At 67.3% G+C, this 13,522-nt stretch carries 12 protein-coding genes and 1 pseudogene; 7 read left to right on the top strand and 6 right to left on the bottom strand.

What is annotated here, in order from left to right; translation table 11 throughout:
- Nucleotides 1–23: 23 nt before the first annotated feature.
- The 3 genes from PMI02_RS10830 to PMI02_RS10820 form a co-directional block, all read right to left on the bottom strand.
- Nucleotides 24–3,437, bottom strand: a complete 3,414-nt coding sequence (locus PMI02_RS10830; RefSeq protein WP_007682485.1) for a response regulator — start codon at nucleotides 3,435–3,437, stop codon at nucleotides 24–26.
- 125 nt (nucleotides 3,438–3,562) lie between these two features.
- Nucleotides 3,563–4,324, bottom strand: a complete 762-nt coding sequence (locus PMI02_RS10825) for a FadR/GntR family transcriptional regulator (RefSeq protein WP_007682484.1) — start codon at nucleotides 4,322–4,324, stop codon at nucleotides 3,563–3,565.
- A gap of 58 nt (nucleotides 4,325–4,382) precedes the next feature.
- The gene (locus tag PMI02_RS10820; RefSeq protein WP_007682483.1) at nucleotides 4,383–5,921 is read right to left on the bottom strand and encodes a glycerol-3-phosphate dehydrogenase; all 1,539 of its coding nucleotides are present in this window, start codon (nucleotides 5,919–5,921) and stop codon (nucleotides 4,383–4,385) included.
- A gap of 162 nt (nucleotides 5,922–6,083) precedes the next feature.
- On the opposite strand from PMI02_RS10820, the gene glpK reads away from it, so the two are divergent.
- The gene (gene glpK / locus PMI02_RS10815; RefSeq protein ID WP_007682482.1) at nucleotides 6,084–7,577 is read left to right on the top strand and encodes a glycerol kinase GlpK; all 1,494 of its coding nucleotides are present in this window, start codon (nucleotides 6,084–6,086) and stop codon (nucleotides 7,575–7,577) included.
- 49 nt (nucleotides 7,578–7,626) lie between these two features.
- Complete coding sequence (locus PMI02_RS10810) at nucleotides 7,627–7,950, top strand: hypothetical protein (protein WP_007682481.1); 324 nt, start codon at nucleotides 7,627–7,629, stop codon at nucleotides 7,948–7,950.
- Between the two features lie 34 nt (nucleotides 7,951–7,984).
- On the opposite strand, the gene PMI02_RS27955 is transcribed toward PMI02_RS10810, so the two are convergent.
- Nucleotides 7,985–8,155, bottom strand: a complete 171-nt coding sequence (locus tag PMI02_RS27955) for a hypothetical protein (protein ID WP_238539052.1) — start codon at nucleotides 8,153–8,155, stop codon at nucleotides 7,985–7,987.
- Between the two features lie 117 nt (nucleotides 8,156–8,272).
- On the opposite strand from PMI02_RS27955, the pseudogene PMI02_RS10800 reads away from it, so the two are divergent.
- Nucleotides 8,273–8,984: pseudogene (locus tag PMI02_RS10800) on the top strand (sugar phosphate nucleotidyltransferase); the annotation flags it as partial.
- On the opposite strand, the gene PMI02_RS10795 reads toward PMI02_RS10800, so the two are convergent.
- Nucleotides 8,942–9,991 carry a phytanoyl-CoA dioxygenase family protein gene (locus tag PMI02_RS10795; protein ID WP_007682477.1) on the bottom strand — a complete coding sequence of 350 codons (1,050 nt, stop codon included), beginning with the start codon at nucleotides 9,989–9,991 and terminating at the stop codon, nucleotides 8,942–8,944. The pseudogene PMI02_RS10800 and the gene PMI02_RS10795 overlap by 43 nt on opposite strands.
- Here PMI02_RS10795 and PMI02_RS27510 point away from each other — a divergent pair.
- Nucleotides 9,990–10,145: a hypothetical protein gene (locus PMI02_RS27510; protein WP_162130156.1), complete on the top strand. Its 156-nt coding sequence runs from the start codon at nucleotides 9,990–9,992 to the stop codon at nucleotides 10,143–10,145. The genes PMI02_RS10795 and PMI02_RS27510 overlap by 2 nt on opposite strands.
- On the opposite strand, the gene kdsA is transcribed toward PMI02_RS27510, so the two are convergent.
- On the bottom strand, nucleotides 10,132–10,962 hold the full coding sequence (gene kdsA / locus PMI02_RS10790) for a 3-deoxy-8-phosphooctulonate synthase (RefSeq protein WP_007682476.1): 831 nt from the start codon (nucleotides 10,960–10,962) through the stop codon (nucleotides 10,132–10,134). The genes PMI02_RS27510 and kdsA overlap by 14 nt on opposite strands.
- Nucleotides 10,963–11,176: 214 nt before the next feature.
- Between kdsA and PMI02_RS10785 the strand changes: the two genes are divergently transcribed.
- The 3 genes from PMI02_RS10785 to PMI02_RS10775 all read left to right on the top strand — a co-directional run.
- On the top strand, nucleotides 11,177–12,163 hold the full coding sequence (locus PMI02_RS10785) for an SIS domain-containing protein (RefSeq protein ID WP_007682475.1): 987 nt from the start codon (nucleotides 11,177–11,179) through the stop codon (nucleotides 12,161–12,163).
- A gap of 34 nt (nucleotides 12,164–12,197) precedes the next feature.
- Nucleotides 12,198–13,010: a 3-deoxy-manno-octulosonate cytidylyltransferase gene (locus PMI02_RS10780; protein ID WP_238539051.1), complete on the top strand. Its 813-nt coding sequence runs from the start codon at nucleotides 12,198–12,200 to the stop codon at nucleotides 13,008–13,010.
- A gap of 8 nt (nucleotides 13,011–13,018) precedes the next feature.
- On the top strand, nucleotides 13,019–13,522 hold a 504-nt coding region (locus tag PMI02_RS10775), incomplete at its 3' end, for a histidine phosphatase family protein (protein ID WP_007682472.1).

Here is a 13,522-nt window from a genome sequence, read left to right as displayed (position 1 = left end):
TTGTTCCCAGGACCACGGAGACCTCAGCGCGGCATCCAGACGCGGACGAGGCTGAGCAGCTTGTCCACGTCCAGCGGCTTGGCCATGTAGTCGTTGGCGCCCGCCTCGATGCAGCGCTCCTGGTCGTCGGGCATGGCCTTTGCGGTGAGAGTGATGACCGGCAGCTTGGCCCAGCGCGGGTCCTGCCGGATGATGCGCGTGGCGGTGAGGCCGTCCATCACCGGCATCATCACGTCCATCAGCACGAGGTCGATCCGCTTGCCCTCGTCTCCGGCTGCGGTCTCAAGCGCGTCGAGCGCTTCCTGGCCGTTGCGGGCGATCTCCACCAGCGCGCCCTGCGGCTCGAGGATGTTGGTGAGCGAGAAGACGTTGCGTACGTCGTCCTCCACCACGAGAATGCGGCGGCCTTCGAGGATGGCGTCGCGGTTGCGAGCGGCACGGATCATCGTCTGCTGCTCGGCCGGAAGCTCGGTCACCACCTGGTGCAGGAACAGCGACACCTCGTCGAGCAGGCGTTCTGGCGAGCGGGCGCCCTTGATGATGATGGAATCCGAATAGCGGCGGAGGCGCTGCTCGTCCTCGGGCGTGAGGTCGTGGCCGGTGTAGACGATGACCGGCGGGAACGAATAGGCGTTCTCCTTGGACAGCATCTCCAGCAGGCTGAACCCGCTGGCGTCGGGCAGGTTGAGATCGAGCACCATGCAGTCGAAGGTCTGCGTCTTGAGCGCTTCCAGGCACTCTGCGGCATTCGCCACGCCCACCGTCTCGACGTCGCCTGAGGCGAGCAGGCGGCCCACCGCGTCGCGCTGCACGTCGTCGTCCTCGACGATGAGGACGCGGCGGCTGGAGGATGCCAGCTTGGAAGCCAGCGCCTCGAGCACGCCCGCCAGTTCATCGCGCTTCACCGGCTTGATGAGGTAGCCGATGGCGCCCAGCGCCAGCGCGGTCTGCGTATGGTCGCTGCCCGAGACGACGTGGACCGGGATGTGCCGCGTCCCGACGTCGCGCTTGAGGCGGTCGAGCAGGGCGAGGCCGGACTGGTCGGGCAGGCCGACGTCGAGCACCACCGCGTGCGGCTTGTAGGTGCGCGCCAACTGCAGCGCCTCCTCCGCGGTGCCGGTGACGAGGCACTGGAAGCCCATCTCGCGAGAGATGTCTCGTACGATGCCGGCAAAGACGGCGTCGTCCTCCACCACCAGCAGCACCCGCTGGGCCGAGCTGAGTGCGTCGCGGTCGTCCTCGACCTGACGGAGCACTGGCGCCGCAGGACGGGCGGAAACAGCAGCCGGGGCGGGGGCCGGCATGGCGGCCATTGGTGCCGGTTCCGGACGCTCGGCGACGTCGCCGGGATGGTAGGTCACCGGCAGCGACATGGTGAAGCGGCTGCCTTGCCCCGCAACACTCGTCAGGCTGATCGAGCCGCCCAGCAGCCGCGCCAGTTCGCGCGAGATCGAGAGGCCGAGGCCGGTGCCGCCGTACTTGCGGCTGACAGTGCCGTCGGCCTGGCGGAAGGCTTCGAAGATCGCCGCCTGCTGCTCTTCCGGAATGCCGATGCCGGTGTCGGTGACCGAGATCAGCAGGCGGTCCGCCCCGTCCGGCTCAATGGCGAGGCTGACGGTGCCGGTCTCGGTGAACTTGAAGGCGTTCGACAGCAGGTTCTTTAGGATCTGCTCGAGCCGCTGGCGGTCGGTCTCGATCGACCCTGCGCAATCCGGGTCGATGGCTATGGCGAATTCGAGGTTGCGGCTGGTGGCGATGGGCTGGAACACTTGCCGCAGGTCGCTCGCCATGCGCTCGACGAGGAAGGACTCAGGCCGAACCTGAAGGTGCCCGGCCTCGATCTTCGAGAGGTCGAGGATGTCGTTGATGAGTGCCAGCAGGTCGTTGCCGGCGGACTCGATGGTGCGCGCGTACTGGATCTGCTCGCCGGTCAGGTTCTCGCCCCGGTTGTCTCCCAGCAGCTTGGAAAGGATCAGCAGCGAGTTGAGCGGGGTGCGCAGCTCGTGGCTCATGTTGGCGAGGAAGTCGGACTTGTAGCGGCTGGACTGCTCCAGCTCGCGCGCCTTCAGTTCCACCGCCGCGTTCGAGCGGGAGAGGTCGTCGCGCTGGTTTTCCAGCAGCTGCGCCTGTTCCTCGAGCTGCGAGTTCGTCTGTTCCAGCTCCACCTGCTGCTGTTCGAGATTGGCCTGCGATTCCTTGAGCGCGCGGCCCTGCTCCTCGAGTTCCTCGTTGGAGACGCGCAGTTCCTCGCTCTGGACCTGCAGTTCCTCGGCGTGGTGCTGCAACTGCGCACGGTAACGCGCCGAGCGCAGGGCGACGCCGACCGAGGCTGAAATCTCGGAAAGGAACGTCAGCGTCTGCGGGTTCACCGGCTGAAGGAAGCCCAGCTCGATCACGCCCTGCACGGTCTGGTCCGCGAAGACGGGGGCGATGATAAGGTGACGCGGCTTGTCGCTGCCGAAAGTCGAGCCGATCTTGAGGTAGCCGTCGGGAATGTCCGCGAGCAGCACCGGATTGCCGTCTGCCGCGACCTGGCCGAGCAGCCCCTGGCGCAGCGAGAAGCGCTCGACGATCTCGGCGTCGGCAGGCACGCCATAGGAGGCGATGCGGCGGTAATGGCCGCCGTCGGACGCGAAGATCGCACCGGCCTGCGCCCCCACGAAGCGCACCAGGAAGGCCAGCACGCTCTCGCCCAGCGGATCGAGCGGCTGGTCACCCAGCATCGCCGCGCCGAGGTCGACTTGCCCGGACTGCAGCCACTGCCGCTCCTCGGTAGCCTTGGCCGAGCGGCGGACCAACAGGCCGATCACCAGCGTCAGAACGATGCCGAGGAAGCACGAAAGCACGCCGCTGACCCAGGCGGACTGATAGGCGGCCTCCATCTCGACCTGCCGCTCGACCCGCAGCCGCGCTTCCTCCTGTTTCATCACGCTCAGCTGCGAGCGCAGTTCGTCCATCTCGATCTTGCCACGATCGGTGTCGACGATGGCGAGCGCGGCGGCGGCGCCGGTATTGCGGCGGGTGTCGATGGTCTCACGCAGTTCGGCCAGCTTGGCGTCGATGTGGTGGCGCAGCGGTGCGAGTCGGCCCTGCTGCGCGGAATTGTCGCGCGTCAGCGTCGCGATCGCGTCGAAGCGCGCATCGACGGCGGCGATCGCGGCGCTGTAGGGCTCGAGGTACTTATCCTTGCCCGTCAGCAGAAAGCCGCGCTGGCCGGTCTCGGCATCCTGTACGGCCGAAAGCAACTCGTCCATCGCCACGATGACCTCGTGCGAGTGGAAGATCCTCGCCGAATCGTCGCGCAGGGTCCGCACGTTCAGGTAGGCGACCGTGCCGCTGGCGATGAAGAACAGCACCGCCACGAGAAGGCCGAACAGCGGACGTAGGTCAAAGCTCCGCTGGGAATGGGGAGCGGCGCGACTGGAATTGACTTGCATTGGCCTGCCAGGATGGGAGCACGTGGGAAGGCACCGCTTGCGGTGGATTCGAGCGGAGATCAAGGCATTCCGGAGAGGTTGCCACCATGTCCGGTCGAACGATGTCCTTCAGCGAAGCTCGGCGGTCAGGCGGAGGGCTTCGCCGCCGGCGCAGAGCCGATACGGCGGCGCTTCTCGCCGATCTCGCGCCTCGCCTTTTCGATGAGTTCGAGCTCGGTGACGGCCAGCAGGTCTTCCGACACCCGCATAAGGTGTGCGCGCATGGCCAAGCGCGCCTGTTCGGGATCGCGCGCCTTGAGCGCCTCGTAGACCTGCCGATGCTCGTCCGGGCGCGGATTGATGCCAAGGCGGCGGGCCTGCTCGAACATGTGGCGGCACAGCGGCGACTGCTCGCGCAGATCCCACAGATGCTCGATCGCCTGCGCGACGAGCGTGCTCTGCGTGCCCTCGGCGATCGCCATGTGGAACTGCCGGTCCAGCGCAAGCTTCTCGGGGGAGTCGGGGTCGCACCCCTCCATGCGTTGTAAGATACCGCCGAGATGCGCGACGCCCTCGTCGCTCATCACGGTGGCGGCGAGCGCGGCGGCCTCACCCTCGAACATCAGCCGCGCCTCGACCAGTTCGAAGGCGCCGACGTTGAGTTCCGTGGGCGGCCGATCCGGCGGCTGGTTCGCTGCGACGTAGACGCCCGAGCCGTGCCGCACTTCGACGAGACAGCGGATTTCCAGCGCGATCATCGCCTCCCGTATGGTCGGCCGGCTGACCTTGAACCGCTCGGCCAGGTCGCGTTCCGCCGGCAGGCGGCTGCCTGCGGGGTAGTTCCCGTTCCGGATGCCGGCCCCGATGTCCTGCGCTACGCGCTGGTAAAGCCTCAGGCGGTCCGCCATGCCCGTTTCATCCCTTCCATGGATGTGGACGACAAGTCATCTTACCAGTTTACCCATATCAGCGCGAGGCTCTGCCGGCCAGATAGGCGTCCAGCGCGGCCTCGACGTCGGCGCCGAGGTGAAGGCCCAGCTTCGAGCGGCGGAACAGCACGTCGCGCCCGCTGCGGGCCCATTCGCTGGCGGCAAGGTAGTCGACCTCGGCCTGGAAAAGGTCGCCGCCGAAATGGCGGCCGAGGCCGGCGGGGTCGGTCGCCCTACCAAGGATGAACGAGGTCCGCGTGCCGTAAGCCCGGGCAAGGCGGCGCAGATACTTTGCAGGCATCGCCGGGTGGGTGGTGATCAGCTTTGCGACGAAGCGCTCGAAGTCGGCGTCGGGTATGTCACCCCCCGGCAGAACCGCGCCTGAGGTCCACGCCCCGGTTGCGGAGGGCGTGAACGGCGCCAGCTTCTCCAGCGCGTGCTCGGCGAGCTTGCGGTAGGTGGTGATCTTGCCGCCGAAGATGTTGAGCATCGGCGCGGCACCGTCCTCGGCGTCGAGGTCGAGCACATAGTCGCGCGTCACCGCCGAGGCGCTGCTGGCGCGGTCGTCGTAAAGGGGGCGGATGCCGGCATAGCTCCACACGAGATCACCCTCGCCCACCGGCTTCGTGAAGTAGCGGCCCACGGTTTCCAGCAGGTAGCGCGTTTCCTCTGGCGAGATGGCGGCGGCGCCGGGCGCCTCGTCCCAAGCCTCGTCGGTGGTGCCCACCAGCGTATATTCGCCCTGGTAGGGGATCGCGAAGACCACGCGCTTGTCGGGGTTCTGGAGCAGGAAGGCGTGGTCGCCCTCATAGAGACGGGGCAGGACGATGTGGCTGCCCTTGATGAGCCGCACGCCCCGGTCGCTGCGCGCGTCGGGCACGCGGCCGATGACGTCGGCCACCCACGGCCCCGCCGCGTTGACGAGGATGCGCGCGCGCACCTCGCGGCTGCCGTTCTCGTCGGCAATCGTCGCGGTCCACTCGCCGCCTGCGCGCTCGGCCGAGACGAGGCGGGTGCGGGTGCGGACCTGCGCGCCGCGCGCGGCGGCGTCCATGGCGTTGAGCGCGACGAGGCGGCTGTCCTCGACCCAGCAGTCTGAATAGACGAACGCCTTCATCGCGCCCGACTTGAGCCCGTTGCCCTTGAGGTCCTTGTCCAGCCGCGCGATCGTGCGCGTGGCGGGCAGGATCTTGCGGCCGCCGAGATGGTCGTAGAGGAACAGGCCGAGGCGCACGAGCCAGGCGGGGCGCGGGCTGTTGACCTGTGGCAACACGAACGACAGCGGCCAGATGATGTGCGGCGCCATGCCGAGCAGGCGCTCGCGCTCGATCAGCGCTTCGCGCACCAGGCGGAACTCGCCGTATTCGAGATAGCGCAGGCCCCCGTGGATCAGCTTGGTGCTGGCCGACGAGGTGTGCGAGGCAAGATCCTCCTTCTCGACCAGCAGGACCGACAGCCCGCGTCCCGCAGCATCGCGCGCGATGCCCGCGCCGTTGATCCCGCCGCCGACGACGAGGAGATCATAGACGCTGCCGTCCGAGGGATCGGCGGATGCGGAGGTCGCGGGATCGGACATCGATCATCCTTTTGCTTTAACTGCGGATCGGCCACTGATTGACCTGCCGCTCTATATGGCTAGGAGATTGGCCTTACCAGCATCAATCACGATGTCCGAGTCAACTGACCACCAAAGGCCATCGACCCGGAACGCAAGGTCGAACGGACGGGAGAGACGAGAGTGCCAGCAGCTTTGCATGTCCTCGCCATAGACCAGGGCACGACCTCCACCCGCAGCATCGTCTTCGATGCCAAGGGCGCGCCGGTCGCCACTGCCCAGCGCGAGTTCACGCAGCATTACCCTCGCGACGGGTGGGTGGAGCACGACCCCGAGGACATCTGGCGCGACGTCGTCGCCACGGTGAAGCACGCTGTCGAAAAAGCTGGCCTCGGCGCGTCCGACCTGGCCGCGATCGGCATCACCAACCAGCGCGAAACCGTGGTCGTGTGGGACAGGGCCACTGGCGAGCCGATCCACCGCGCGATCGTCTGGCAGGACCGCCGCACCGCGAAGACCTGCGCCGCGCTGCGCGAGGCTGGGCACGAGCCGCTGGTACGGGCGCGAACCGGCCTGCTGCTCGATCCCTATTTCTCGGGCACCAAGCTCGCCTGGATCCTCGACGAGGTGGACGGCGCCCGCGAGCGGGCGATACGCGGCGAACTGGCATTCGGCACCATCGACAGCTTCCTGCTCTGGCGGCTGACCGGTGGCAGGGTCCATGCCACCGACGTCACCAACGCGGGCCGCACCCTGCTTTACGACATCCACGCGCAGCAGTGGGACCGGGAACTGTGCGATCTCCTGCGCGTGCCGATGGCGATGTTGCCTGAGGTCCACGACAGCAGCCACGTCTTCGGCGCCACCACCCCCGACCTGTTTGGCGCGGAGATCACCGTCGCGGGGATCGCCGGCGACCAGCAGGCCGCGCTGTTCGGGCAGGCCTGCTTCGCGCCGGGCACGGTCAAGTCCACTTACGGCACCGGCTGCTTCATCCTGCTCAACACCGGCGAAGAGGCGGTCGCCTCCGAAAACGGATTGCTCACGACACCCGCCTACCGCATCGACGGGCGCATGACCTATGCGCTGGAGGGCTCGATCTTCGCCGCGGGCGCCGCGATCAAGTGGCTGCGCGACGGCATCGGCATCATCACCCACGCCAGCCAGACCAACGACATGGCGACGCGGATCGATGGCAACCACGGCGTCTACATGGTCCCGGCCTTCGTGGGCCTCGGCGCGCCGCACTGGGACCCCGAGGCGCGCGGCACGATCACCGGCCTCACCTTTGACACCGAGCCCGCCCACCTCGCCCGCGCGGCGCTGGAGGCAGTCGCCTACCAGACGCTCGACCTGATCGAGGCGATGGTCGCCGACGGCGGCAGCACCCCGTCCGCGGTCTGTATCGACGGCGGCATGGCAGCGAACGAGTGGCTCTGCCAGTTTCTCGCCGACATCCTGCAGCTGCCGGTCGAGCGGCCCGAGCACCTTGAGACGACGGCGCTGGGCGCGGCCTTCCTCGCGGGGCTCGCGGTCGGCATCTGGCCGGACTTCGAGGCCATCGCGGCGACGCGCTCGCACAGCCGGCGCTACCTGCCAGCGATGGACGCCGAGGTGCGCGAGGGATTGCTCGAAGGGTGGCGGCGCGCATTGAAGGCCGCGCTCAGGCACGACTGAGAACCGCATCACCGGCGCATCCGGCGCATCCGTGATACGTTGCACGCCCATGATCTACATAGAACACATCGTCGTCGCCTTGCTCCTGCAGGCGGCAGTGGGTTTGGCCACGCGTAACTGGTGGGCGGGCGCGGCGCTGGCGTCCGCCTATTTCATCGGCCGCGAGGTGGCGCAGGCGGAATACCGCTGGATCGAACTCTACGGCGCCGGCCTGCGCGCTAACATGCCCTGGTGGGGCCCGCTGGACCTGAGGGTCTGGACGAAGCTGGACCAATGGATCGATTGGCTGGGCCCAGTGGGAGCGACGTGCACGACAGCGTGGATCGCCTCGCGCCGACGCGATCAGGCCCGCGCTGATAAGGCGCGGGCCTGAACATCGCAGGAGCGTAAACGCTGCCTGCTCCGGCTTACTTGAAGCGAATGCCGACGTCGCCCATCACGCGCTGGCGGTTGGAGCCGCCGTGGTAGTTGGAATAGACGTACTGGGCGTTCAGGTAGACCGGCGCGCGGCCCTGAAAGAGCATGTTCTCGACACCGCCACCGACCTGATAGCCGTCGGCACGGTAGTGGTCATACACCAAGGTGGCGCCCGTCGGGCCCTCGATGCGGCGACGCTGCTCGTCGTTGACGTAACCCGCCTAGCCAAAACCAGCATTTGCGGGCTGACCAGGAAACCGGCGCGCACGGCGGCGCGCCCGCGCGACACACCGTCGCTCCAGGCACTGCTCGGCGACGGCTCGCAGTGGGGAATGAGCTTTGAATATGCCGTACAGCCCAGCCCGGACGGCCTTGCTCAGGCCTACGTGATCGGCGCGGACTTCGTCGCCGGAGAAAGCTCGGCGCTGATCCTGGGTGACAACATCTATTATGGCCACGGGCTGCCCGAATTGCTGTCCAACGCCGCTTCGCGGAGCACCGGTGCGAGCGTCTTCGCCCACCACGTCACCGATCCGGAGCGTTACGGCGTGGTCGCCTTCGACAAGACCATGAAAGCCGTGTCGATCGAGGAAAAACCGGAGAAACCCCAGTCCAACTGGGCGGTCACCGCCCCTGTACTTCTACGACGAGCAGGTGGTGGACATCGCTGCCAACCTCAAGCCGTCACCGCGCGGCGACCTTGAGATCACCGACGTCAACCGCGTCTACCTCGAGTGCGGCGAACTGTCGGTCGAGATCATGGGCCGCGGCTATGCCTGGCTGGACACCGGCACGCCAGACAGCCTTCTCGATGCCGGAGAATACGTGCGCATCCTGGAAAAGCGTCAAGGCTTCAAAATCGCCAGTCCCGAGGAAATCGCCTTGCGTCAGGGCTTCATCGATGCCGCCGGAATGGAATGCGCGATCGCCGGGCTCGGCAAGTCGGATTACGGGCGCAACCTTCGAGGCATCCTAGCGGAAGGCGAGTGAGTTTCGCCGTCTGCTGAGGCCGTGCGCGTCCCCGCCGGACGCCAAGGCTGACCGATCCGCGCCTCGAGGCGGTCGCGAACTGCCCACAGCCAGTTGACGCGTCGCTCGGCGATGCCCGGCAGGCTGAACAGGTCGCCGCCTAGCCATGGAAGGAACGGGTTGCGGCGCGCGTAGGACCATATCTCCACGCGTTCGCCAGGCCGCAGCGAGGCGCCGCGTGCGTGGAAGCCGAGCGTGTCCGCCACCACCAGAGTGTTGCCTGGCACCGCCAGGGCCTCGGGCGGGGCCAGCTTCATGGCGGCGAGGTCCTGCGTAGATACGCGCGGAGAACCGCGGGCCGAAAGGCGGTCGATCGCATGCGGGTCGGACAGGCTACGTCGGCGTTCCCATTCCAGCCGCTCGGGCGTGAAGCGGTGCGAGCCGGGTACGTAGGTGAACGGCCCCTCCTCCGCGCCCACGGGATTGAGGAAAAGCCATGCCTTCAGCGAGGAATGGAAGCTGTCGGCATGAAGCGTCTCCTGCGGATCGGCGCCGTGTTCGCCGCCATCGTGGCTAACGATGGTCTGGATGTAGTGCAGCGGGGTCGTGCGGAAGCTGGCGACGTAGTGGAACAGGGCGGCCAAGTCCTCGCGCGCAAGCAGCGCGCGTAAGGGTTCGATCGCGCCGAGCATCCCAGGGTCGATGGCAAGCCTGCGGGTTATCGCATCGCCTTGCCGCATCTCTCGCGCCGGCCCCTGGTAGGCCAGGATGGCCGCGCGCAGGGCGGGAAATTCGGCAGGCGAAACGACGTCGCGGATAGCGACGAAGCCGTCGCGGTCGAACGCCTCGCGCCAGTCGGGCCGGACCTTGCCCGCAAGCCGGCGCCGACGCCAGCTACACAGCGCAGCGGCAAGCTTCACACGGCCGACATGCAGGCCGGCCGCGTTGAAACGCGGCGACCCCAGGATCGGATTGTCGAGGAAGCTCTTGGCCGAAGTGGCCAGTTGCAGAGCCCAGAGAGGAGCCATGAACACTTTCGCGATCCGGATTCGCGGGTTCGTAGTTGTTTTCCCAGGGGAGGCCATCGCCGGCATTTCTGACAAGTTGACACCGGATGCAACTGGCAATGCAGGGTTTTTCGCCAGTCCGACGCGGCGGCGCGACGATGTCAGGGCGTTTTGACCACCGCGTCTATGGCCTGCAGCCGGGCAAGGAGCGGCTCGAACTGATCCAGCGGCAGCGCGTTGGGGCCATCCGACAGGGCCGTGTCCGGATCCGGGTGCGTTTCCATGAACAGGCCGGAGACGCCCGCCGCCACCGCCGCGCGCGCCAGCAACGGCACGAATTCGCGCTGTCCGCCCGAGCTTTCTCCCAGGCCGCCGGGCAGCTGCACCGAATGGGTGGCATCGAACACCACGGGGCAGCCGGTCCGGGCCATGATCGCCAGGCCGCGCATGTCGGACACCAGGTTGTTGTAGCCGAACGACGTTCCCCGGTCGCTCAGTAGAAACGCATCCGGATTATGTCCGGCAGCCTCGGCGGCGTTGCGCGCCTTGGCGACGACCTGCGCCATGTCGGCCGGCGCCATGAACTGGGCCTTCTTGATGTTGACCGGCTTGCCCGAAGCAGCCACCGCCGCGATGAAGTCGGTCTGCCGTGCGAGGAAGGCGGGGGTCTGCAGCACGTCCACTGCCTGCGCCACGGCAGCGACCTGGCCGGCTTCATGCACGTCGGTCAGGACGGGCAGGCCGGTCTCGGCGCGCACCTTTTCGAGGATGCGCAGCCCTTCGTCCATGCCGGGGCCACGGAACGAGCGGTCCGAGCTGCGATTGGCCTTGTCGAACGAGCTCTTGAAGATCAGCAGCAGGCCAAGTCGCTCCGCCACCCCGGCAAGCGTGTTCGCCACGGTCAGGGTCATCTGCTCGCTTTCGATGACGCAGGGGCCGGCGATCATGAATAGCGGGGAGCCCGCACCGATTTCCCGTTCGCAAAATATCATGGTATGCCTGCCTCGCCGCGCCAGAGACGCGCCTTAAAATTTTGAAACCACTGGATCAACCGCTGTCACTTGAGTACGGCGGACAGCCCTGTTTTTGCGGCAGGGCTCCTTTGGCGGGGAATCGAACGGCTGGCAATCCCATGCGAATTCAAATACGCTCTGGGCTTGCTGCAGTCGACAATTACTTGAATATACATATAAAGTTCAGGGTACGATGAAGATTGAAGCTTTCCAGCCGCAGCATGCCTCTTCTGCGTTGAAGACGCTGGATATCGAACTGAGGGCGCTTGAAGCGCTGCGGGCGGCTTTGCAGATGCCGGACCTAGCGCGTGCGGTCGAGCAGGCGATCCAGATCCTTTCCGCTACGCCGGGCCGCGTGATTGTCACTGGCATGGGCAAGAGCGGCCATATTGCCCGCAAGATCGCGGCGACCATGCGTTCCACCGGCACCTCGGCGCTTTATCTGCACCCGGGCGAGGCCAGCCATGGCGACATGGGCGTGATCACGCAGGACGACGTGGTCCTGGCGATCACCTGGTCGGGCGAGACCACCGAACTGGGTGATATCCTTCATTATTGCCGCAACTTCGGTGTGAAGCTGATCGTCGCCACGGCGCGCGCGGACAGCACCGCCGGGCGCGCCGCCGACATCTGCCTGACTATGCCCTCGGTCCGCGAGGCTTGCCCCAACGAGCTGGCGCCGACCTCGTCGACGACGCTACAACTCGTGTTGGGCGATGCGCTGGCAGTCGCTCTGATCGAGGCGCGCGGCTTCACATCGTCCGATTTCCACGCCTTCCATCCGGGTGGAAACCTGGGTGCGCGGCTCTGCACGATCCAGGACCTCATGGGCACGGGCGAATCCGTTCCCCGAGTGGGGCGCGACGCCTCGCTGACCAGCGCGACGATCGAGATGAGCCGCAAGCGCTATGGCTGTACGGCGGTGGTCGACGAGGACGACCGTCTGGTAGGGGCCTTCACCGACGGCGACCTGAGGCGCTGCATCGCGGTCCACGACCTCAAGGACAACATCGGCCTGCACATGTCGCCAAGCCCGGTCACGGTCACCGGCGATACGCTTGCCACTGATGCACTGCGAGTCATGAACGAGAACGCCGTTTCGGTGCTGTTCGTCGTGGACGGAGACAGGCTTTCGGGGATCGTGCACATGCACGACATCGTCAAGGCGGGCGTTGCCTGATATTCCTACGCTCGTGGCGACTTCCAGTCCAAACTTGCCGACGGACCTGATCGTCATCCCGGCGCGGTTCGGCTCGACCCGGTTGCCGGGCAAGCCGCTGTTGTCGATCGCTGGCCGCACGCTGCTCGAGCGTGTAGTCGCGGTGGGGCGCGGGGCGGCGCGGCTGGCGGGCGGGTGCGCCGTCGTGGTGGCGACAGACGATCCGCGTATCGCCGCACATGCCCGCGACCTCGGTGTCGATGTCGCGGAGACGGCGGCGGAAATCGATTCCGGCTCGGCACGCGCCTGCGCCGCGGCCCTGCAGCGGCCCCGCCCCCCCGCGCTCGTGATCAATCTGCAGGGTGATGCACCGTTCATCGCGCCGACCGTGGTCGCCGACCTGATAGCCACCCTGCGCGGCGGGACGGCCGACGTGGCAACGCCCGTATACCGGCTTGACTGGCAGCGCCTCGACCGGCTGCGGGAGCACAAGCAGTCGGTGCCGTTCAGCGGCACCACCTGCGTGCGCGACGGGCAGGGACGCGCGCTTTGGTTTTCAAAGACTATCCTGCCCGCGATGCGCGACGAGGCGGCACTGCGCGCTGCTGGCCCTACTTCTCCTGTCTGGCAGCACCTTGGCCTTTACGGCTACCGGATGGCGGCGCTGGAATGGTTCGCATCGGCCCCGCCGACGCCATGTGAGCGGCTGGAGGGGCTCGAGCAACTGCGCTTCCTGGAGAACGGCCGGACCATCGCCACGGTCGAAGTCGAAGCGCCCGAACATGCCCTTTCGGGCATCGACACGCCGGCTGACATCGCCCTCGCCGAGGCGGCCATCGCGCGCCTCGGCGACCCCTTCCCGGCTTGAGCGAGCGCATGTTCGTCATTGTCCGCCATGGCAACACCTTCGAGCCCGGAGAGCCGCCGCGTCGCATCGGTGCCCGCACCGACCTGCCGCTGACGGCAGCGGGCGTGGCGCAGGGCCGCGCGCTTGGCGCCCATTTCGCGGCCGAGCGCCTGCACTTCTCGCGTGTCCTCGTGTCGCCGCTGGCACGCACCCGGGCGACGGCGCAAGCGGTCCTCGACCGGCAGTCCGATGCTCCCGCCCCGCAATCCTGCGACTGGCTGCGCGAGATCGACCATGGCCCTGACGAGGACCAGGCCGAAGACGCCGTGCTTGCCCGGATCGGTACGGAGGCGCTCGCGGCATGGGATACGCGCGCCGAGCCGCCGCCCGGCTGGACCGTCGAGGCCGACGCGCGCAAGGCGGCCTGGCGCGACCTGTTCGAAGCGGAAGAGGCAGGGCCGACTCTGGTCGTCACCAGCAACGGCGCAGCGCGATTCGCGCTAGTGTGCGAGCCCGCGCTCACGGCAGGCGCC

Origin of the sequence: Novosphingobium sp. AP12, assembly GCF_000281975.1 — a bacterium.
Classification (GTDB): domain Bacteria; phylum Pseudomonadota; class Alphaproteobacteria; order Sphingomonadales; family Sphingomonadaceae; genus Novosphingobium.
The sequence above is the reverse complement of the archived record's forward strand: the minus strand, read 5'-3'. Positions and strand labels throughout refer to the sequence as shown.

Excerpts from the sequence above, each read along its gene's own strand:
- PMI02_RS10785 (WP_007682475.1), top strand. The coding sequence starts at position 11,177 with ATGAAGATTGAAGCTTTCCAGCCGCAGCATGCCTCTTCTGCGTTGAAG.
- PMI02_RS27510 (WP_162130156.1), top strand. The coding sequence starts at position 9,990 with ATGAACACTTTCGCGATCCGGATTCGCGGGTTCGTAGTTGTTTTCCCA.
- PMI02_RS10830 (WP_007682485.1), bottom strand. The coding sequence starts at position 3,437 with ATGCAAGTCAATTCCAGTCGCGCCGCTCCCCATTCCCAGCGGAGCTTT.
- PMI02_RS10825 (WP_007682484.1), bottom strand. The coding sequence starts at position 4,324 with ATGGCGGACCGCCTGAGGCTTTACCAGCGCGTAGCGCAGGACATCGGG.
- PMI02_RS10820 (WP_007682483.1), bottom strand. The coding sequence starts at position 5,921 with ATGTCCGATCCCGCGACCTCCGCATCCGCCGATCCCTCGGACGGCAGC.
- kdsA (WP_007682476.1), bottom strand. The coding sequence starts at position 10,962 with ATGATATTTTGCGAACGGGAAATCGGTGCGGGCTCCCCGCTATTCATG.
- PMI02_RS10795 (WP_007682477.1), bottom strand. The coding sequence starts at position 9,991 with ATGGCTCCTCTCTGGGCTCTGCAACTGGCCACTTCGGCCAAGAGCTTC.
- PMI02_RS10810 (WP_007682481.1), top strand. The coding sequence starts at position 7,627 with ATGATCTACATAGAACACATCGTCGTCGCCTTGCTCCTGCAGGCGGCA.